The organism is Anoxybacter fermentans, from assembly GCF_003991135.1.
In the GTDB taxonomy this organism is placed as follows: Bacteria; Bacillota; Halanaerobiia; order DY22613; family DY22613; genus Anoxybacter; species Anoxybacter fermentans.
The window spans coordinates 1,864,569-1,883,325 of the sequence record NZ_CP016379.1 but is presented as its reverse complement, the minus strand read 5'-3'; the positions used below and the strand labels follow the sequence as shown (position 1 = coordinate 1,883,325).

The 18,757-nt window shown below is 36.3% G+C and carries 16 protein-coding genes; 14 read left to right on the top strand and 2 right to left on the bottom strand.

What is annotated here, in order from left to right; all coding sequences use genetic code 11:
• Positions 1-7 precede the first annotated feature (7 nt).
• The 3 genes from BBF96_RS08555 (at position 8) to BBF96_RS08545 (ending at position 2,568) form a co-directional block, all read left to right on the top strand.
• Entirely contained in the window at positions 8-1,423 is a 1,416-nt protein-coding gene (locus BBF96_RS08555) for an aspartate ammonia-lyase (RefSeq protein WP_127016755.1), read from the top strand.
• A gap of 306 nt (positions 1,424-1,729) precedes the next feature.
• Entirely contained in the window at positions 1,730-2,155 is a 426-nt protein-coding gene (locus BBF96_RS08550) for a Gfo/Idh/MocA family oxidoreductase (RefSeq protein WP_127016754.1), read from the top strand.
• A gap of 26 nt (positions 2,156-2,181) precedes the next feature.
• Positions 2,182-2,568, top strand: coding sequence for a methyl-accepting chemotaxis protein (locus tag BBF96_RS08545; RefSeq protein WP_127016753.1), 387 nt, complete (start codon positions 2,182-2,184; stop codon positions 2,566-2,568).
• A 65-nt stretch (positions 2,569-2,633) separates the two neighbouring features.
• Here BBF96_RS08545 and BBF96_RS08540 read toward each other — a convergent pair whose 3' ends face one another.
• Positions 2,634-3,146, bottom strand: a complete 513-nt coding sequence (locus BBF96_RS08540; protein ID WP_127016752.1) for a helix-turn-helix domain-containing protein — start codon at positions 3,144-3,146, stop codon at positions 2,634-2,636.
• A gap of 234 nt (positions 3,147-3,380) precedes the next feature.
• Between BBF96_RS08540 and BBF96_RS08535 the strand changes: the two genes are divergently transcribed.
• The 8 genes from BBF96_RS08535 to BBF96_RS16405 all read left to right on the top strand — a co-directional run bounded on the left by BBF96_RS08535 (position 3,381) and on the right by BBF96_RS16405 (position 12,049).
• The gene (locus BBF96_RS08535) at positions 3,381-5,105 is read left to right on the top strand and encodes an ABC transporter ATP-binding protein (RefSeq protein ID WP_127016751.1); all 1,725 of its coding nucleotides are present in this window, start codon (positions 3,381-3,383) and stop codon (positions 5,103-5,105) included.
• Positions 5,106-5,138: 33 nt separating this feature from the next.
• The gene (locus BBF96_RS08530; RefSeq protein WP_127016750.1) at positions 5,139-7,094 is read left to right on the top strand and encodes an FAD-dependent oxidoreductase; all 1,956 of its coding nucleotides are present in this window, start codon (positions 5,139-5,141) and stop codon (positions 7,092-7,094) included.
• Positions 7,095-7,128: 34 nt separating this feature from the next.
• Complete coding sequence (locus BBF96_RS08525; protein ID WP_127016749.1) at positions 7,129-8,070, top strand: AAA family ATPase; 942 nt, start codon at positions 7,129-7,131, stop codon at positions 8,068-8,070.
• A 2-nt stretch (positions 8,071-8,072) separates the two neighbouring features.
• Positions 8,073-9,317: a DUF58 domain-containing protein gene (locus BBF96_RS08520; RefSeq protein ID WP_127016748.1), complete on the top strand. Its 1,245-nt coding sequence runs from the start codon at positions 8,073-8,075 to the stop codon at positions 9,315-9,317.
• A complete protein-coding gene (locus BBF96_RS08515; protein ID WP_127016747.1) occupies positions 9,274-10,662 on the top strand; it encodes a DUF4129 domain-containing protein in 1,389 nt (462 codons plus the stop codon). The genes BBF96_RS08520 and BBF96_RS08515 overlap by 44 nt, the downstream gene beginning before the upstream one ends.
• Positions 10,663-11,034: 372 nt before the next feature.
• Positions 11,035-11,217, top strand: coding sequence for a hypothetical protein (locus BBF96_RS08510; RefSeq protein WP_127016746.1), 183 nt, complete (start codon positions 11,035-11,037; stop codon positions 11,215-11,217).
• Positions 11,218-11,317: 100 nt separating this feature from the next.
• On the top strand, positions 11,318-11,785 hold the full coding sequence (locus BBF96_RS08505) for a hydrolase (protein WP_127016745.1): 468 nt from the start codon (positions 11,318-11,320) through the stop codon (positions 11,783-11,785).
• A gap of 120 nt (positions 11,786-11,905) precedes the next feature.
• Entirely contained in the window at positions 11,906-12,049 is a 144-nt protein-coding gene (locus tag BBF96_RS16405) for a hypothetical protein (protein WP_164730973.1), read from the top strand.
• On the opposite strand, the gene BBF96_RS08500 is transcribed toward BBF96_RS16405, so the two are convergent.
• Positions 12,046-13,716 carry a ribonuclease J gene (locus tag BBF96_RS08500; protein WP_127016744.1) on the bottom strand — a complete coding sequence of 557 codons (1,671 nt, stop codon included), beginning with the start codon at positions 13,714-13,716 and terminating at the stop codon, positions 12,046-12,048. The two genes, BBF96_RS16405 and BBF96_RS08500, sit on opposite strands and share 4 nt — an antisense overlap.
• Positions 13,717-14,397: 681 nt before the next feature.
• Here BBF96_RS08500 and BBF96_RS08495 point away from each other — a divergent pair.
• The 3 genes from BBF96_RS08495 to BBF96_RS08485 all read left to right on the top strand — a co-directional run bounded on the left by BBF96_RS08495 (position 14,398) and on the right by BBF96_RS08485 (position 18,616).
• Entirely contained in the window at positions 14,398-16,464 is a 2,067-nt protein-coding gene (locus BBF96_RS08495; protein WP_127016743.1) for an N-acetylmuramoyl-L-alanine amidase family protein, read from the top strand.
• A complete protein-coding gene (locus tag BBF96_RS08490; protein ID WP_127016742.1) occupies positions 16,461-16,940 on the top strand; it encodes a GerMN domain-containing protein in 480 nt (159 codons plus the stop codon). The genes BBF96_RS08495 and BBF96_RS08490 overlap by 4 nt, the downstream gene beginning before the upstream one ends.
• 119 nt (positions 16,941-17,059) lie before the next feature.
• A complete protein-coding gene (locus tag BBF96_RS08485) occupies positions 17,060-18,616 on the top strand; it encodes an IS1182 family transposase (protein ID WP_127016741.1) in 1,557 nt (518 codons plus the stop codon).
• Positions 18,617-18,757 lie beyond the last annotated feature (141 nt).

The window sequence follows — 18,757 nt, the reverse complement described above, 5'->3', positions numbered from 1 at the left end:
ATAATAGATGAGTAAAGATGAGTTTGAGGTACCTAAACGAATAGAATCAGATGCCCTTGGAGAAAAAGAAATACCCGAAAATGCTTACTATGGAATTAATACTGTCAGAGCTATGGAAAATTTTTCTGTAAGTTCTTTTAAGGTTCATCCTGAATTGATTAAAGCTATTGCAGCTATAAAAAAAGCTGCGGCTATTACCAATTTTCAGTTGGGCTTGTTGGCAGAAGAGAAAGTAAATCCTATTGTCCAGGCTTGTGATGAAATTATGGCTGGTAAGTTTGATGAACAGTTTCAACTGGATGCCCTGCAGGGTGGAGCAGGAACTTCTACCAATATGATGGTTAATGAAGTTATAGCCAATCGGGCTTTAGAGATAATGGGGCACAATAGGGGAGAATATCATATTATTCATCCAAATGATGATGTAAATAAGGGTCAATCTACAAATGATGTCTATCCTACAGCTTTGAGGATTGCGGCACTAAAGCTATTGGAACCTTTAACTCAATCATTTGCCAACCTTCAGAGTGCTTTACAGGAAAAAGAGGCAGAGTTTGCTGGAATCATTAAACTTGGTCGAACCCAACTACAGGATGCTGTTCCAATTACTTTGGGCCAGGAATTTGGTGCTTATGCAGAAGCCATAAGCCGGGATCGCTGGCGTTTATATAAAATAGAAGAAAGGTTAAAGCAGATTAATTTAGGAGGTACGGCTGTTGGTACAGGCCTCAATACCCCTCTGCAATATATTTTTAAGGTCTGTCAGAATTTAAGACAGATAACCCGTTTAAGCCTGGCTCATGCGGAAAATATGATTGATATTACACAGAACATGGATATATTTGTAGAGGTTTCCGGTCTTTTAAAAGCGGCCGCTGTTAATTTAAATAAAATTGCCAGTGATTTACGTTTATTATCTTCCGGTCCAGGAGGCGGCTTAGGAGAGATCAAATTGCCAAAAGTACAGGCCGGCTCTTCTATTATGCCGGGTAAAGTAAATCCGGTAATCTGTGAGATGATAAATCAGATCTCCATTGAAGTTATTAGCAGTGACCAGGCTATCACTATGGCAGCCCGGGATGGTCAGTTAGAATTAAATGCATTTGGACCATTGATTGCTCATAAATTGCTTAATAGTATGGAGATCATGAAAAATGGTGTAGATATTTTTATCGAAAAGTGTATTAAAGGGATTGAAGCTAATTCAGAGAGGTGTAAGAAGTTACTGGATGATAGTTTGGGAATCATTACCGCTCTAGTACCCTACTTTGGTTATGATAAATGTAGCCAATTGGCTTATCAGGCCTTGAATTCAAAGAAACCCCTCAAGAAATTGATCATTGAAAAAGGTTTACTTACTGAAGCTGAATTAGAAGAGATATTAAATATCGAAAAAATGACAAAACCAGGCATTGTAAAATAAAAAAATCAAAAATAGAAAAGGATTTTCTAAAAATACGTTGAATGATTAAATTGCAAAAAGCTAATTTTTCGCTTCAAAAGAAATTTTTTGAACCATCTAAAGTTCGATTTCAGTCGAAATAAGGCACACTAATCAATGGGGCTTCCTGACCCTTGATTAGCTCATCACATCTTGTGATGAGGCCTTATTTCGACTGAAATCTCACTAAGATGGTTTAACGAAAAATTTCTATGGTGAAAATTAGCTTTTTGTAGTTTAATTATTATAAAATAATGTTATTTGCTTAAATTGGGAGGGATATTTATTATGCTTTATGTAGGGATAGTTGGAGCAGGTAAGGGAGGAACTGCTCTATTTAAAATATTATCAGGTATACCGGATGTGGAAATTATTGGGGTTGCGGATTTAGATGATAAAGCACCCGGTATGATATTGGCAAGAGAAGCTAATATTTTTACTACCAGAGATTTTACTGAACTTTTACAAGATCCTCGAAAGAAGATAATAATTGATGCCACGGGTTTGGAGAATGTAAACAATCGGTTACGGGAATTGGCAGATAATCAGACAAATATAGTGGACTCTTCTGCTGCTCTTTTGATGATGTTGATGGTGGAATCCCGGGAAAAATTAATACGGAAGCTAGAAGAACAATCGGGCCAAATGGCGGAGCTGGCCCGTGAACTGTCCGATACTATGATGGAAATATCTGCTACCAGTGAAAAAATGTAGCTCAATTATATGAATCTGTTCGGGCTTTGTCTCAGGTTGCAGATAATAATGAAGCCCATCTTGCCGAAACCCATGAAATCATCAATTTTATTAAAAGGGTAGCTGCTCAAACTAAATTGTTAGGCCTTAATGCATCAATTGAAGCTGCCCGCGCCGGGAGTGAAGGTAAAGGTTTTGCGGTTGTGGCAGAAGAGATTCGTAAACTTGCTGAAAACTCAGCTAAATCGACCGAAAGAATAAATGAAATTATTGATTTGATTAAATCTTCCACTGAAGAGACATTGCATTTTGTTGGAAATATTGAAAAAAATACCGAAAATTTTGTTAGACATCAGGAAGAATGCATATCTTTACTTAAAAAAGTGGCAGAACAGATTAAGGAGCTGGCTCATAATTTAAATGAATTGTCATAAAAATAAAAGAAATTTTTAATGCCTGGTTAAAAATTTTTAATTTTACCAGGCATTTTATTTTTTAGTTATTTCATATGAGTTTTGATATATTCAATCAAATTATTAATTTGTGAATCATTAAGTCCAAATTCTAAGAGAAGGTTTTCAAAAAGTCCAAATTTTAATTCAAGTATATTTTCAAAGTTTATTTCCAGGGCCGATGCTATTTTCTTCATCTCACCAACAGTAGGCGTATTATTCCCCTGCATAAAATCTGCTAAACGGAAATAATTAATTCCTGTTGCTTTTTGTAATTTCTCTAAATCCCATTTTAATTCTTCAAGACGTTTATTGACCATCTCGATGAATTTTCGTCGATTCATCTCTTCTGTAGGCATAAATAGATAGTATAACGGAATTTTCATAAACTCAGCGATTTTTATTAGAGTGTTAAATGAAGGATTGGCATTGCCATTTTCCAGTTTACTAGCATGTCCTTTGCTTACCCCAATAGCCTTACCAACATCCTGTAATGTCAGTCCGTGTCTATCTCTGTATTGAGCTAACTTTTCACCCAAAATTTTTAGTTCTTCAGTCATTTTTTCCCTCCTTTGCTTATAATTAAATTATATAATTATTTACCAATTTAGTCAATATAAATCGATATTTTTTTCATTAAATGAAACAAATTTTTTTATTTATCATGTCAGTATGGAAATCTACCAGAATTACAAAAGTACGGGGCTTAAAAAATCTTATAATTATGAAGGTGATTCCCAGATAATGTCGAATTGTGAATATTGGAATATTCTTTGTGGAAAGAGGTAGATTTTATGCTAAAAAGATTTATCAGTTATTATCGTCCCCATTGGAAATTATTTTGTCTGGATATTACCTGTGCATTTCTTATTACCGGAATTGATCTCCTTTTTCCAATAATTACCCGAAATTTTATTAATGATATAATTCCAAATGGTAAATTTGAATTGTTCTGGAAGTTTTCTTTTTTTCTTTTAATTCTCTATATTTTAAGAACCATCCTTCAATATATACTTGAATACTGGGGTCATGTGGTGGGGGTCAGAATGGAAGCTGATATGCGGCGGGATCTTTTTACCCATCTTCAGACCCTATCTTTTTCCTTTTTCGATAAATCCCGGACTGGAAATTTGATGTCGCGGGTTGTTAATGACCTGAATAATATTTGTGAAACAGCACATCACGGGCCAGAGGATCTTTTTATTTCACTTATGATGTTGGGTGGATCTTTTTTGGTGCTTATCAATATTAATGTACCGCTGACCTTATTAATTTTTGGCCTGATTCCTTTTATTGTCTGGTTTTCGGCTAAAAAGCGAATTAAGATGATGAATGGTTTTCGCAATGTTCGGAGAGAAGTGGCAGATATTAACTCTGAACTGGAAAATAGTATAGCTGGAATCAGGGTAGCTAAAGCTTTTACCAATGAAGAATATGAGTTAAATAAGTTTACCAAAAAGAATATATCTTTGCAGAAATCACGTGAAAATGCTTATAAAGCTATGGCAGAGTTTTTTTCAGGTATCAATTTTATGTCCAATCTATTAAAATTAATCGTTCTGGTGGTGGGTGGATACTTTGTCTTTGAAAATAAAATTAATTATGGTGATCTGGTTGCGTATCTCCTTTATATCCAGCTCTTTTTGACACCAATCCGCAGTTTGACCCAACTAATGCAGCAGTACCAGCAGGCAATTGCTGGATTTGAGCGGTTTTTAGAGATTATGGAGGTTAAACCGGAGATTCAGGATAAAGAAGATGCTAAAGAACTTAAGGATGTCAAAGGAGAGATTATCTTTGAAAATGTAACCTTCAGTTATGATAACAAAGAGAAGGTTTTAAAAAATATTAACCTGAAGATAGAAGCTGGAAAGACCCTGGCTTTGGTTGGACCCTCAGGTGGAGGAAAGAGTACGCTTTGTAATTTAATTCCAAGGTTCTATGAAGTAGAGTCGGGCCGAATTTTGATTGATGGACACCCAATCACTGATATAAAGATCTCATCACTCCGGCGTAATATTGGTATTGTACAGCAGGATGTATTTCTCTTTTCAGGTACTATAAGGGAGAATATTCTTTATGGGAGACTCGATGCTACTGAGGAAGAGATTATTGAAGCTGCCAAAAATGCAAATATTCATGATTTTATTATGCAGCTTCCTGATCAATACGATACTTATGTGGGAGAACGGGGAATTCGACTTTCTGGTGGTCAAAAACAGCGTATCTCCATTGCCCGGGTCTTTTTAAAGAACCCGCCAATCCTGATTTTGGATGAGGCAACATCATCACTGGATAATGAGAGTGAACTCATTATTCAACAGGCTTTGAGAAGACTGGCCAAAAACAGGACAACTCTGGTTATTGCCCATAGACTATCAACTATCAAGGATGCAGATCAGATTGTGGTTTTAACAGAGAATGGAATTCAAGAGCAAGGAACCCACCAGCAGTTACTGGCAAGAAATGGGCTTTACGCCAGCCTGTATAATGCTCAATTTCGAGAATATTCAGCGTAATTTTTTTGCTAAATTAGGTAAGGGGGAAGGAAGTTGAAAGGGAAAAAATTTTGGTTACTAATCTTTATCTATATTTTAACAGTTATCTTATTTAATGATTATACGAAAGCCAACTATAATTATGATCTGGTAGTCTATGGTGGAGAACCGGAAGGGGTTGTGGCAGCCCTTGCTGGGGCCAGAAATGGTTTAAAGACTCTTTTGGTCATGGAAGAAGATGGGCCGGGCGGCCTTATGGTTTACGGAGCTTTAAATTTTTTGGATCTTAATTATGATGAAAAAGGTAGAATTATTAATAAAGGTATTTTTAGTGAGTGGCACCGAATGGTTGGAGGTGGAGTTGTTGTTGATATAGAAGATGCCAGAAAAGCCTTTATTAAACTTTTGTTGGCCGAAAAAAATCTGACTATTGCTCCTTTAACCCGCTTAAAGGAGGTTCAGCTTTCAGAGGATAAGCAAAAGATTATAAGTCTTACCTTTGAAACTACCGGAATTTCCAAAACCCATGATCCTGAATTACAGAATGAGATAAAAAGACCTCATCCTGCATGGGAAAAAATAGCAGAAACTTTTGCAAAAGCAACCCTTTTGCAATATGAACCGGGAACTATCTGGAATGTAAAGGGTAAACGGTATATTGATGCCAGTCAGGATGCTGACCTTGCCGCTATGGCGGAGGTACCATATTTTTTAGGAGGCGCGGATATAGGATTACCGGACCGGAAGATGGCTGTAACTTTAGTTTTCTGTTTAAAAAATGTTGACTGGAAAGGCCTTGCAAAGGATATCAAAAGCCAGAAATGGGGTTATTCCCGAATGAATTCTACTGCAGCCTGGGGGTTGGGTAAAATCGGTCAGAAATATAAGCCTGTATATGAAAATACCAGGTTGCGTGGATTAAATATTGCTCTCCAACAGGATGGTACTGTTTTTATTAATGCATTGCAGATATTTAACCTGGATGTTCTTGATCCGGAATCTCTTGCTAAAGGGATGGAACTGGGTAAAAAAGAGGCACAACATGTGGTTGAATATCTACGGCGTAATCTTTCCGGTTTTGAGAAGGCCGAATTGGTAGGTTTTCCGTCCCAGTTGTATGTTCGGGAGAGCCGGCATATTCTGGCTTTATATCAACTGAATATTCTAGATTTAATTGAAAAAGTTGACTTTGAAGATAAAATTGCTCTTGCTTCTTATCCTGTGGATTATCAAGCCACTTCTCCTGTAGAACCCGGAGTTGTTGTTTTTGCCCCAGGAGTGTACAGTATACCTTTCCGTTCACTGGTGCCCCGTAAAAAGATAAACCTGCTGGTAGTTGGTCGTTCTGCAGGTTATGGGTCTTTAGCGGCCGGAAGTGCCAGGGTTATTCCTACAGGGATGGCAACAGCAGAAGCAGCAGGTACAGCGGCTGCTCTTTCTATTGAAAGAAAAGTAGATTTTCATACCATGGCGAAGGATAAAAAGCTGATTAAAACTCTCCAAAAACGTCTTATAACCCAGGGGGTAGATTTACATAAGATTGAAGGGGTAAATGAAATTACCCTTGATCCCGATTATCCCATTTTGAAAGAGTTATTCAGTTGGGGAATGATTGTTGCTGGATATGATAATAATCTCAGGTTGGAGCAGCAAGTACATGAACGGGAATTTGCATTTCTTTTAATGAAGGGGATGTATTTAAGGCGGGCCCATAACTATAGTGATTACCTGGCCGGGGGACTTTATTCCCTTAGTGATTATAAGCCTCTATATCGGGACAAAGCCTGTGAACTTTTGCTGGCTGCTGGTGGCTATTGGCTTGCCAAAGTAGATGATGTTTATAAAACTGCTCTTAAAGATGGTTTTATTCCGCTTGATATGGAAGAAAGTTTGCGGAAAAATCGGCCTTTAACAAGACGGGATATTTATCGTTTGGCAGTACATTTTTTAAAACGTTATCCTATCCCGGAAAAACTCAAAGAACTAAGGACCCGACCTTTTGGTGAGTAAACAATTTTTTATAGTATGGGGGAGGAAATAAAAGATGAATAATTTAAGTATGGAGGAGATTCGGCAAAATATTCAAAAAGTAATTATTGGTAAGGATGAAGTAATTGATCTGATTATGACAGCATTATTGGCAGAAGGACATGTTTTATTGGATGATGTTCCCGGCCTGGGGAAAACCTTAATGGCCAAAGCTTTTGCCAGATCTTTAGATTGTTCTTTTAAAAGGATTCAGTTTACACCGGACTTACAACCTACTGATATTACCGGCATGAACTATTATAATCAAAAAAGTGGAGAGTTTGTTTTTAAAGCAGGTCCGATTATGTCAAATGTGGTATTGGCTGATGAGATCAACCGGGCAGTTCCAAGAACCCAATCTGCACTATTAGAGGCTATGGAAGAAAGGCAGGTTACAGTAGATGGTGTGACCTATTCTTTAAGTGAACCATTTATCGTTATAGCCACTCAAAATCCAGTGGAATTAGAAGGAACATTTCCTTTACCGGAAGCACAATTAGATCGCTTTTTATTAAAAGTCCGGATAGGTTATCCAAATTTAAAAGAGGAGGTAGAGATTTTACGCCGTTTTAAATCCAGAGATCCCTTAAAAGAGCTTAAGGCTGTGATGACACCTGAGGAGATTATTGAACTGCGACAAAGGGTGAAAAAAGTTTATGTGGAAGATGAATTGTTGGTTTATATCAGTGAATTGGTTCATGCTACCCGAAGTCATGCTGCTATTCGCTTAGGAGTTAGTCCCCGGGGTGCATTGGCTCTTTTAAAAGCCAGTTCTGCTTATGCTCTAATTAAAGGACGTGATTATGTTTTACCCGATGATATTAAATATCTCTTTCCTTTTATTGCTGAACATCGAATAATTTTAACTGATGATGCTGAGTTGAGGGGAATTTCCAAAGGAGAGATCATTAAGGAGATTATAGAACAGGTTCAGGTTCCGGTAGAGGAGGTCTCATAGTTATGTTGAAAAAAAGTAGGCTTCCTCTCCTGATTCTATTTTTACTGATTGCAATATTTAAGCGGAATCTTTTTTTAATTTTGGGGATTATGTTTATTTTAGCTATTACTGCTACAATTGCTATCTGGAATCGCTTTTGTTTTTCTAAACTGAAGATCCGTCGTAGTTTGACGAGGGATCATATTTTTCTGGGGGAAGAGTCTCAGTATGTAATAGAGGTTGAAAATCGCAAACCTTTACCTATTTTTTGGTTACAGGTTACTGATCATATAACAAAAGGTATAAACTTTCGTAAATCTGAGATGTTATCCAATCTTATTGGAAGCCAGTATAACATATTTACTGATGTCTTCAGTTTAAAATGGTATGAAAAAGTAATCCGGAAATATCCAGTTATGCCTATCCGGCGGGGTTATTTTACCTTTGGTAAAGGTCAGTTGAAGACCACAGACCTTTTTGGAATGAATACCATGACTTTAGAAGAAAAAGGGATGGCTCATCTTCTGGTTTATCCTAGAATTGTTCCCATAGAAAAGTTTGGTCTTCCTACCGTTAATCCCTTTGGGTCTAAACGGGTTAACTGGTGGATTTATGAAGATCCGGGTAATAGAGTTGGTATACGTCCATATCAGAGGGGTGATCGATTAAATCAGATTAATTGGAAGGCTACAGCCCGTCATCAAAAACTTCAGTCCTACGAAATTAAACCGACTATGGATACCAGACTCTATATTATTTTAAATGCTAAATTATTTAATAATCATTGGGAAGGTTATAATTTGGACAGTTTTGAATTAGCAGTAATGTGTGCAGCTTCTGTAGCAGATTATGGGCTTAGGCAAAATTACCAGGTGGGTTTTTTAACCAATGGAATTATCTATGAAAAGGCTTTATTTGTCAAAATATTGCCTGGGAAATCTTCAAATCAGCGGCAAAAGATTTTAAAAGCCCTGGCTATGATTGAACCATATCACCAAAAAGAGATAGATCAAATAATCTATCGGGAATTACCCAAAATGGGAATTGGAACAGTAATTGTTTTTATTACTGTTATAATGAACAAAGAGCTTTTGGATTGCATAAGGCTTCTTAAGGTACGTGGCTATTTTCCTACTGTTATCAAAATTGGTGAAATGGAAGAAGAATTGAGGAGTAAGTTGACTGGTATTCCGATTTATTTAGTTAGCGAGGAGAGATTATGGAATGAGATTAAAAACATTCAATTTGCTGGAGAATCTACTGGGTAGGATATTCTTTGCCATATTTTATACTCTAGCAACCTTTCCCTGGGTTTACGGTCTTTTTCGTATTTTTACTGAGACTTACATAAAGGAAGAGTCAGTCTGGTTTTTTGGAGCTGCAATTATAGTAGGGAGTGGAATTTTAGTTCTGAACCAGAGATTGCATCAGGGGTTTTGGGCCAAATTTTTTATTCTACTGGTTTTTATTGGAGCAGATATGATTTTAACTTATCTGGCTGGTTTTTCACTAGAGCAGAAGATAAATACATTATTTTCACCTTTTTGGTTTGGAATATTGATAATGGGAGGATATTTACTCCTCGGCATGATAAGATATGAGAAGATATTAAACTCAGGAGAGATTGATTTTATGTCAGATTTCGGTGTTTGGTCAACTGCAATGATTTTTGCCCTTTTTTTAAAAGATAGATTTTTATGTCCTATTACTTTTTACCATATTTTATATTTCTTTCTCTCAGGTATAGCTTTGGGGATCTATCACAAATATTTAGATATTAAAGATGGTTCTGAACAAAATCGTCTTTCCTGGATTCTGGTGGTTCTGATCGTTATTATTTTTGTTTCATTGTTTGCCATCATCTTTACTTTTGGTTTTTCTATTAAAACCATGCAAATGTTATTAATACCTCTGGTCTGGGCAGTGCAGCTTTTAGAGAAGATTTTTCTTAAGCTTCTCTTCTATATATTAATTATGTTGGAACCATTACTCAATCAAATCATTGCTTTTCTACAAAACATTATTCTGAATACGAAAGAAGACAGTTTATCCGATAATAAACTTATGGATTTAAACAGCATAACCGAAAGACTACAAAATCCTCAACCTACTGGGGATTATACCTGGGTCTTTAAGACTTTGATTATCTTTACAGCTTTTTTGATTCTGGTTTATTTAATCAAAAAATTTAATCCCCGCCGTGAAAAGGAGTTAGGATATGAAGAAGTACGGGAATCGGTTTTTGATCCGGCAGAACTGAAAAATGATTTTTTGAAGATGATCAGATCTTTTGTTAGTCGATTTAATCGTACAAAGCTATCTAATCTCTCCGTTTACGATGGCAGCAGTTATGTTATCAAGATTAGAGAAATTTATTACTATTTTATAAAAATATTCCAAAAATGGATTCCCTTTAAAAAATATTTTACACCGGCTGACTATTTGAAAAAGTTGGAATCTAAATTTCCTGAGTTTGGCCATCCTATTAGAACTATAACCGGAATTTATGAAATGGCACGTTATAGTCCGCAGGTTGGTGCAGAAGAATTACGGGAGATAGAAAAAGCCTATCAACAGATTATGAGAGTTTTATCTGAAAAAGAAGATAATTAAAAGAGTCGATTAGGGCTCTTGAGTTTGTTGACAAAACTTTCTTTTTTAGAGATTTGCCCGTGCACTGCCGGAAAAACTAAATATAATTTCTGAAGCGTATAAGTCAAGGCTTAAAGCCAGGAGGGCGGAAGCCTTGACTTTTAAGGATGCGCAGCCAGGATGGCGGAGCGTCCGGTAGCGGAAAAAATTATATTTAGTTTTTTTGTTCCTCTATGGGAGCAAGTTATGTGCACCTACCCTTTTTCAACAACCTGAAGAGCTGATTAGGACTCTTTGTTTTTTGGAAAAAAACAGAAAAAATATCTTTACATAAATTTGATTCTATGTTAGAATAGAGGGGTGAGAATTTTGGTAAGGTGAGGAGGAAGACAGGTGTATTCACAGAAAGTTATCGATTCTTTATTTTCCATCGAAATTTTGCGCGAGATGATGATGAATGCCTATTTAGAAGAAAATTATGTTGAAGCCTTAAAAATTAGCCAGGTTTTAGATGATTATCTTCTCCTTGTTCAAAAGGAGAGAACTGAGGCTTCAGAGAAATTATCTATCTCTTAAATTGAGAGAAAATTAATTTAAAAACTCTTGCAAATTTACTTTCAAATTGAGTATAATTAAAAGTAGGAAGTTTTTAATTAAAAAGGGGGAGTTATTACTAATGTCTGATTCCAGTAGTTCGATCCAGGATCAAAGTGATTGGGATAATAAAGAACTGATCTGGGATCGTAAAGCCTTTTATGTAATTAAAACACCTACAATTTTCGATTTACCAGTGGGACTTGAACAGAATATAAAAAAGGCATTTCGTTTGGCACGGGAAGAAGGCTATCAAATTCCTTCACATCCTATTATTCTGATGAGAAGCGGTCTGTTTTATGGGGAAGTGTTAGTAGAAATCAGCGGCATTGTGACACCGGGTGGAAATATCCGAATCTTTAATGATGTTTCAGTTTATACTACCAGACCCGGAAAGTCAAGAAAAGAGTTAAAAAAGAATGCCCGTAAACTTTTAAGAAAACTTCGAAAAGAAGGTAAAAAATTTACTCATATTTACTATTGGTATCAAATGCCTTCTTATTGCAATAAGAGCACTCTTCAAATAGGTTTATTGGCATTAGGAGCATAAATTAAAAGTACTGGTTATTGTGACAGTACTTTTTGTTTTTGTTTCCAGATTTATTGATAGATTATTTTAAAAAGGGGTATAAATAAAGTGACCTAAATTCTTTTGAAAGGTGGTAATAGAATGGGCCAGAAGATCAAGCTAAAATCCAATTTAAAAGTATATGGACTTAAGTTACAGGTATATTTTGCCATTCCATCTGAGGAAATTGATGAACTTTATTATTATGTTGACGATATCCCGGGAGATGGACGGGGTTTAGACTAAATTTCCATAATGACAGGTAAAATTAAGGGTTTTCGTCTGGTCTTTTGAAATAAGTAGTTGTCGATGGAATCGATAACTGCTTTTTTTATCGCTGACCAATCAGTTATATTTTTTGCTTCGAGCTCTTTTAAAGCTTCTCTGGCCAGGTCTTGAGCTTCTTCGATTAATTCTTTGGATTTTCTGATATAGACAAATCCGCGGGAGATGATATCTGGCCCTGCAAGTACTTTAGCTTTTTTGCCATCGATGGTGAGAGAGACGATCACGATACCGTTTTCAGATAACATTTTTCGTTCCTTTAAGACAATATTTCCAACATCCCCGATACCCAGTCCGTCGATCATGACTTCACCAGATGGAACACTACCCGCAACCCAACAGCGGTCACTGGTCAGATTAAGTCTGACTCCATTATCTGTAATAAAGATGTTTTCTTTAGGAATTCCCACCTGCTCAGCTAATTTGGCATGGTGGTAGAGATGGCGGTATTCGCCATGAACCGGGATTAAAAATTTTGGTCTAATCAGATTTATCATTAGTTTGAGCTCTTCCTGACAGGCATGGCCTGATGCATGGGCGTCAATCATTCCATCATAGAGGACTTCTGCTCCCTGTTGATAGAGGTGATTAATGGTTTGACTGATAGAACGTTCATTTCCTGGAATGGGCATGGAAGAGAGAATTACAGTATCTCCGGGTATAATTTCGATTTGACGATGGTCACCTCGGGAAATTCGTGTCAGGGCTGCTGTTGGCTCACCCTGACTGCCGGTCATCAGTAAAACAATTTGATTAGGTTTAAGACTTTTGGTTTTTCTCAGTTCAATCAATGTTCCCTCAGGTATATTCAAATATCCAAGTTGGGATGCAATATTGATAACATTTATCATACTTCGGCCGGTAATGGCGACTTTTCGACCTGTTTTCCAGGCAGCAGTAAAGATTTGTTGAATTCGATGAATGTTAGTTGAAAAGGTAGAGATAATTATCCGATTATTGGACAACTTAAAAACATCCTCTATTGTTTTGCTAACCACCTGTTCAGAAAGGGTTGTTCCTTCCCTTTCGGCATTGGTACTATCCCCTAATAAAGCCAGTACTCCTTCAGAGCCAATTTCCCCCAGGCGTTGCAGGTTTGCAGGTTTACCATCAATAGGAGTATGATCGAATTTATAGTCACCGGTATAAAGGATTGTTCCAACTTTGGTTTTAATTGCCATAGCAACTGAGTCAGGAATGCTATGATTGATGTGAATAAATTCGACGGTAAAGTTCCCGACAGTTATCTTTTCACCTGGAGCAAGTTCAATTAATTGAGCATCATGATGCAGGCCAAATTCCTTTAATTTAAGCTGGATTAGCCCCAGAGTCAGTCGTGTACCATAAATGGGAACATTAATTTCACGTAATACATAGGGAATGGCACCAATATGGTCTTCATGACCGTGAGAAATAAAAAATCCCAGAATTTTATCTTTATTATCTATTAGGTATGTAATATCGGGCATGATTAAATCTACACCGTATTGATCATCCTGAGGAAACATGATTCCTGAGTCCAGAACAATGATATTTTCATCATCCTCAATAACAATCATATTATTCCCAATTTCTTTACGGCCGCCAAGAGGAATAATTGAAATTTGTGGCTCATTTGTTTTGGACATCTCTTTCCCTCCAAACATTAATTTTAGAAATGACCAGGTATGAACTAAACTTATTATAATCATAATTGTTAAATATTACTCATGATTTATAGATTATTCTGAAATTGTCAAGAATAAAAGGCTCTTCGGGCACTGCAAAAAGCTAATTTTTCGCTTTATAAAGAAATTTTCAAACCATCTAAAGTTCGATCTCAGTTGAAATAAGGCACACTAATCAACGGGCCCTCCTGGCCCTTGATTAGCTCATCACTTCCTGTGATGAGGCGAGCTTGTTGACAAATCTTTCTTTTTTAGAGACTTGCCTGTACACTGCCAGAAAAACTAAATATAATTTCTGAAGCGTATAAGTCAAGGCTTAAAGCCAGGAGGGCGGAAGCCTTGACTTTCTAGGACGCGCAGCCAGGATGGCGGAGCGTCCGATAGCGGAAGAAATTATATTTAGTTTTTCTGTTCCTAGGCAGGAGCAAGTTATGTGCACCTCCCTTTTTCAACAACCTGAGCTCATCACTTCCTGTGATGAGGCCTTATTTCTCCTTCGATCTCATTAAGATGGTTTAACGAAAAATTTCTATGGTGCTCAAAATTAGCTTTTTGCAGTTTAATCATGAAATTTAAAGGAATTTCGTCACTGAAAAGAGAAGTATAAATTTATATGGTAAGAGGATGTGAAGGAGTGTTAGCATGGGTAGAGGGAAGATTTTTTATAATATATTTTTGGTAATTATTCTGGTTTTAGTTTGGGGGAGTGTTGCAACTGCTGCGGATAAAATGACCCTTAATATTCAAGGAAATATATATAATAATGTACCTTTTAAAGTAGAAGATGGCGAACTTATGGTGCCGGTAAGGATTATAGTAAAAGAATTGGATGGAGTATTGGAATGGTATGAACTTCTTAAAATTTTAAAGATCCGTTTTGACGAATATGAGATTAAGATGCAGGTGGATAATCCCAAAGTTCAGATCAATCCGGGTGGACAGATTGTTCAGCTTCCAGTTCCACCGCGAATTGTTAAGGGACAGGTTATGGTTCCTTTGCGTTTTTTTACTCAGTATTTCGGATTCTTTTTTAAATGGGATGAAAAAAGAAAGTTTGCTCAGATTTATAAACCTTCTAATTGGGTATTGGATTTAATTTTTGAAGAAGGGATTAGTGGGGAAAGATTGGTAATTAATTCAACAAAAGAGGTACCATATTCAACTATGGTTTTAGAGAATCCGGATAGGCTAGTGATTGATCTTAAGCAGTCAGCTTTAAGTGCCAGAGCTACCGATATCCTCTGGGAAACTTATGTGTTTAAAAGTGTGCGGATTAGACAGTTTGATGAGGAGACTGTTCGGGTAGTGGTGGAACTAAATCATAAGGTTCAATATCGGATTTTAAAAGAAAAGGGACCTGATGGTTTTAAAGTAATAGTAGCTTTTGTGCCTGGGATTAGGCAGATTGCTTTGACAGATAAAGGGATTTCTATTAGATCTTCAGGAGAGATTGGTGATTATAAGGTACTGGAACTTTCAAAACCGGATCGATTGGTAATTGATCTGACTGATCAGACTCTACAACTGGTTGAAAATAAAATCAAACTTGATCATCCTTTGATAAAACAGATTAGAGCAAGCCAGCATAGTTGGGATCCCAAAATTGTGCGGATAGTTTTAGACCTGAATGAAAGAATTGGCTATAATATTCTTCGTAGTGAAGAGGCCAATGAGATAATTGTTCAGACAAAAAGCTTAAATTCTGGCCCAATCATTAGTTCAGGCTCTCAACTGTCCAAACCTTTTGCTGCCGGACAGTCTAATGAAAAGGAGAAAAAGACTACTACTGCAGAATTTATTCTGGAAGATGTGAAAGAAGGGTACGGCGAACGTGAACTGGTGGGTATTGAGATTTTGGAAGGTTTGAATCAACGAGTGGTGCTCAGGACCAGTACCCCTGTGAATTACAAAGTATGGTATTTACCAGATCCAGATCGGTTGGTGGTTGATTTAGAAGGGGCCATTACCAGGCTTGATTCTGAACAAATTCCTGCTAAACAAGGGAATATCAAAAGAGTAAGAATGCATCAATATCCTGATAAAGTCAGGGTAGTTTTTGATCTGAACCGGTATGTTAACCATAATGTGCTCTCAACAAAACAGACTCAAAGAATTGAGATTAGTCTGGGTAAGAATCCTCTGGAAGGAAAGATTATTGTTATCGATCCTGGACATGGAGGCTCTGATCCAGGTGCAGTTGGCCCTGGGGGGTTATTTGAAAAAGATGTGACTCTGGATATAGGGCTAAAAGTTCGAAAACTTCTTAGAGATAGCGGTGCTACTGTTATAATGACCCGGGATAAAGATGTATATCCTACCCTGGGAGAACGGGTTGACCTGGCTAATCAGTTGAATGCAGATATTTTTGTCAGCATTCACTGTAATTCCTTTGTTGGAATTGATCCGGGTGGAACTGAGACTTTTATTTCACCGACCAATAAGTCGGGAAGTTTAAAATTGGCTAATGCAATTCAAAATAATCTGGTTAAAACTATTAATCTCTTTGATCGAGGGGTTAAATCTGATGAATTTTATGTTTTAAATCATACAACTATGCCTGCGGTTTTAGTGGAAGTGGCTTTTATATCCAAAAAAGAAGAAGCTACTTTACTGGCTGATCCTGAATTTCGTAAAAAAGCTGCATTAGGTATTTATGAAGGTGTTATGGCCTATTTTGCGCAAATTATGGAAAGTGGTGAAAGCCAATGAGAAAGATTATTTCCTTGATTTTATTGATTCTGGTCGGGATTGGGGTTTATTATATCTGGCTTAATTTCTTTGCCGATGATTCAATTAAACTCTATTTTGCAACAAAAGATGGGATGGGTTTACAGGTTGAAAAACGCAAAGTCAAAGGAGATAAAAAGTGGGAGGCAGTTAGGGAATTGATTGCCGGGCCAACAAAACCCGGGTTATTTCCCACCATTCCTCCCGAAGTAGAACTTTTAAATATTCGGGTTAAAAATGGGTTATGTGTGGTAAATTTTAATGAAAAATTGATAACCAATCACTGGGGCGGGAGTACAGGTGAAATTTTAACCGTTTATTCTATTGTCAATACTTTATGTCAATTTCCTGATGTTGAGAGGGTACAAATTTTGGTGGAAGGGAGAAAAGTACAGACATTGGCCGGACATTTGAATTTAGAAGAAAGTTTTGAAGCAAATGAAGAATTGGTAAAATGATTTTAAGAAGGGGCTGTCCCAAAAGTCCCTTTATAACCCCCAAAAGTAAATATTAAAAGAAAGGTGTTGTCAGAAATTTTTATAAAGACAACACCTTTTTTTTATGGTAAAATATAAATATGAAGAGGAAAAACCATAATAAAAAGACATTTATTGAATATAATATGAATCAGACAATGTTGCCTTTGAGTTTTGATGTGTTTATTCCTGAAAATCATTTAGTAAGGGTGGTAAATTCAGCTATAGAAAGGATGAATATTGAACCCCTGCTTGAAAAATATAAAGGTGGGGGTAGAAGCAGCTACCATCCGAAAATGATGCTTAAGGTTATAGTATATGCCTATACTCAGAGAATATATTCATCAAGACGAATTGCCAAGGCACTTCGGGAAAATATTTATTTTATGTGGCTTAGTGGTAACAATAAACCTGATTTTCGGACGATAAACCGATTCAGATCAGAGATCATGAAAGATGTTATTGATGAGGTATTTGCATCAGTATTGGAACTTCTTATAGAAGAAGGATATGTAAAGTTAGAGAATTACTTTTTAGATGGTACAAAAATAGAAGCTAATGCAAACAAATATAGCTTTGTCTGGAGAAAAGCGACAAAGAAGTACAAAGCAAGGCTCAGAGCAAAAATTAATGAACTTTTAAAAGAGATTGAGAAAACCAACGAAGAAGAGAATAGATTGTATGGGGATAATGACCTGGAGGAGATGGGTGAAGGAAAAGAAATAGATTCAAAGAAACTCGAAGAAAAAATTAAGGAACTTGAAGAACGTCTAGAAAAGAATTCCAAAAACAAGAAGTTAAAGAAAACAATTAAAGAGCTCAAGACTAAATGTCTTCCCAGAATGAAAAAATATGAGCAACAGGAAGAGATTTTAAATGGACGAAACAGTTATTCTAAAACAGATACTGATGCAACTTTTATGAGAATGAAAGAAGACCACATGAAAAATGGGCAATTGAAGCCCGCATATAATGTTCAGATAGGTACAGAGAATCAGTTTGTAGTTGGTTATAGTATTCATCAAAGGCCGGCAGATTCAAGATGCTTAATACCTCATTTAGAAAAAGTAAAAGAAGTTACAGGTAAGATTCCGGAGAATGTGATAGCTGATTCAGGTTATGGTAGTGAGGAAAATTATGATTACTTAGAGAAAGCTAATACTAATATTTATGTTAAGTATAATACTTTTCATAAAGAACAAAAGAAGAAGTTTAAAAATGATATATTTAAAGTAGAAAACTGGCCGTATGATAAAGAAAACGACGAGTTTATTTGTCCTGCTCAAAGAAGACTCATTTACTGTAAGACAAAAGAAATTAAGACTGAAAATGGATATACTAAACAAATTAGATATTACAAATGCGAAAATTGTGATGAGTGTGAGTTAAAAGAAAATTGTACCAAGGCCAAAGGTGATCGAGTAATAAGAATAAATTTTAAATTACGTGAATATAAGCAAAAGGTAAAGGAAAACCTTTGTTCCGATAAAGGTATGAAACTCCGTTCTCAAAGAGCAATTGAAGCGGAATCTGTCTTTGGAAGGATCAAAGGTAATTGGTCATTCCGGAGATTTCTGCTTCGTGGCCTTGAGAAAGTAAAAATTGAATGGGGTTTACTGTGTATAGCCCATAACCTGGCTAAACTGGCAACAGTATAGAATGTCAGGTATGGGTTTTTATTTTCTTAACAGAAAAATTTTCAATGAATTTGAAATGAACAATGAAAAAAGGGGCTGTCCCAAAAGTCCCTTTATAACCCCCAAAAGTAAATATTAAAAGAAAGGTGTTGTCAGAAATTT

Excerpts from the sequence above, each read along its gene's own strand:
- BBF96_RS08525 (WP_127016749.1), top strand. The coding sequence starts at position 7,129 with ATGAATAATTTAAGTATGGAGGAGATTCGGCAAAATATTCAAAAAGTA.
- BBF96_RS08490 (WP_127016742.1), top strand. The coding sequence starts at position 16,461 with ATGAGAAAGATTATTTCCTTGATTTTATTGATTCTGGTCGGGATTGGG.
- BBF96_RS08540 (WP_127016752.1), bottom strand. The coding sequence starts at position 3,146 with ATGACTGAAGAACTAAAAATTTTGGGTGAAAAGTTAGCTCAATACAGA.
- BBF96_RS16405 (WP_164730973.1), top strand. The coding sequence starts at position 11,906 with ATGGGCCAGAAGATCAAGCTAAAATCCAATTTAAAAGTATATGGACTT.
- BBF96_RS08485 (WP_127016741.1), top strand. The coding sequence starts at position 17,060 with ATGAAGAGGAAAAACCATAATAAAAAGACATTTATTGAATATAATATG.
- BBF96_RS08555 (WP_127016755.1), top strand. The coding sequence starts at position 8 with ATGAGTAAAGATGAGTTTGAGGTACCTAAACGAATAGAATCAGATGCC.
- BBF96_RS08495 (WP_127016743.1), top strand. The coding sequence starts at position 14,398 with ATGGGTAGAGGGAAGATTTTTTATAATATATTTTTGGTAATTATTCTG.
- BBF96_RS08550 (WP_127016754.1), top strand. The coding sequence starts at position 1,730 with ATGCTTTATGTAGGGATAGTTGGAGCAGGTAAGGGAGGAACTGCTCTA.
- BBF96_RS08500 (WP_127016744.1), bottom strand. The coding sequence starts at position 13,716 with ATGTCCAAAACAAATGAGCCACAAATTTCAATTATTCCTCTTGGCGGC.
- BBF96_RS08520 (WP_127016748.1), top strand. The coding sequence starts at position 8,073 with ATGTTGAAAAAAAGTAGGCTTCCTCTCCTGATTCTATTTTTACTGATT.
- BBF96_RS08515 (WP_127016747.1), top strand. The coding sequence starts at position 9,274 with ATGAGATTAAAAACATTCAATTTGCTGGAGAATCTACTGGGTAGGATA.
- BBF96_RS08505 (WP_127016745.1), top strand. The coding sequence starts at position 11,318 with ATGTCTGATTCCAGTAGTTCGATCCAGGATCAAAGTGATTGGGATAAT.
- BBF96_RS08535 (WP_127016751.1), top strand. The coding sequence starts at position 3,381 with ATGCTAAAAAGATTTATCAGTTATTATCGTCCCCATTGGAAATTATTT.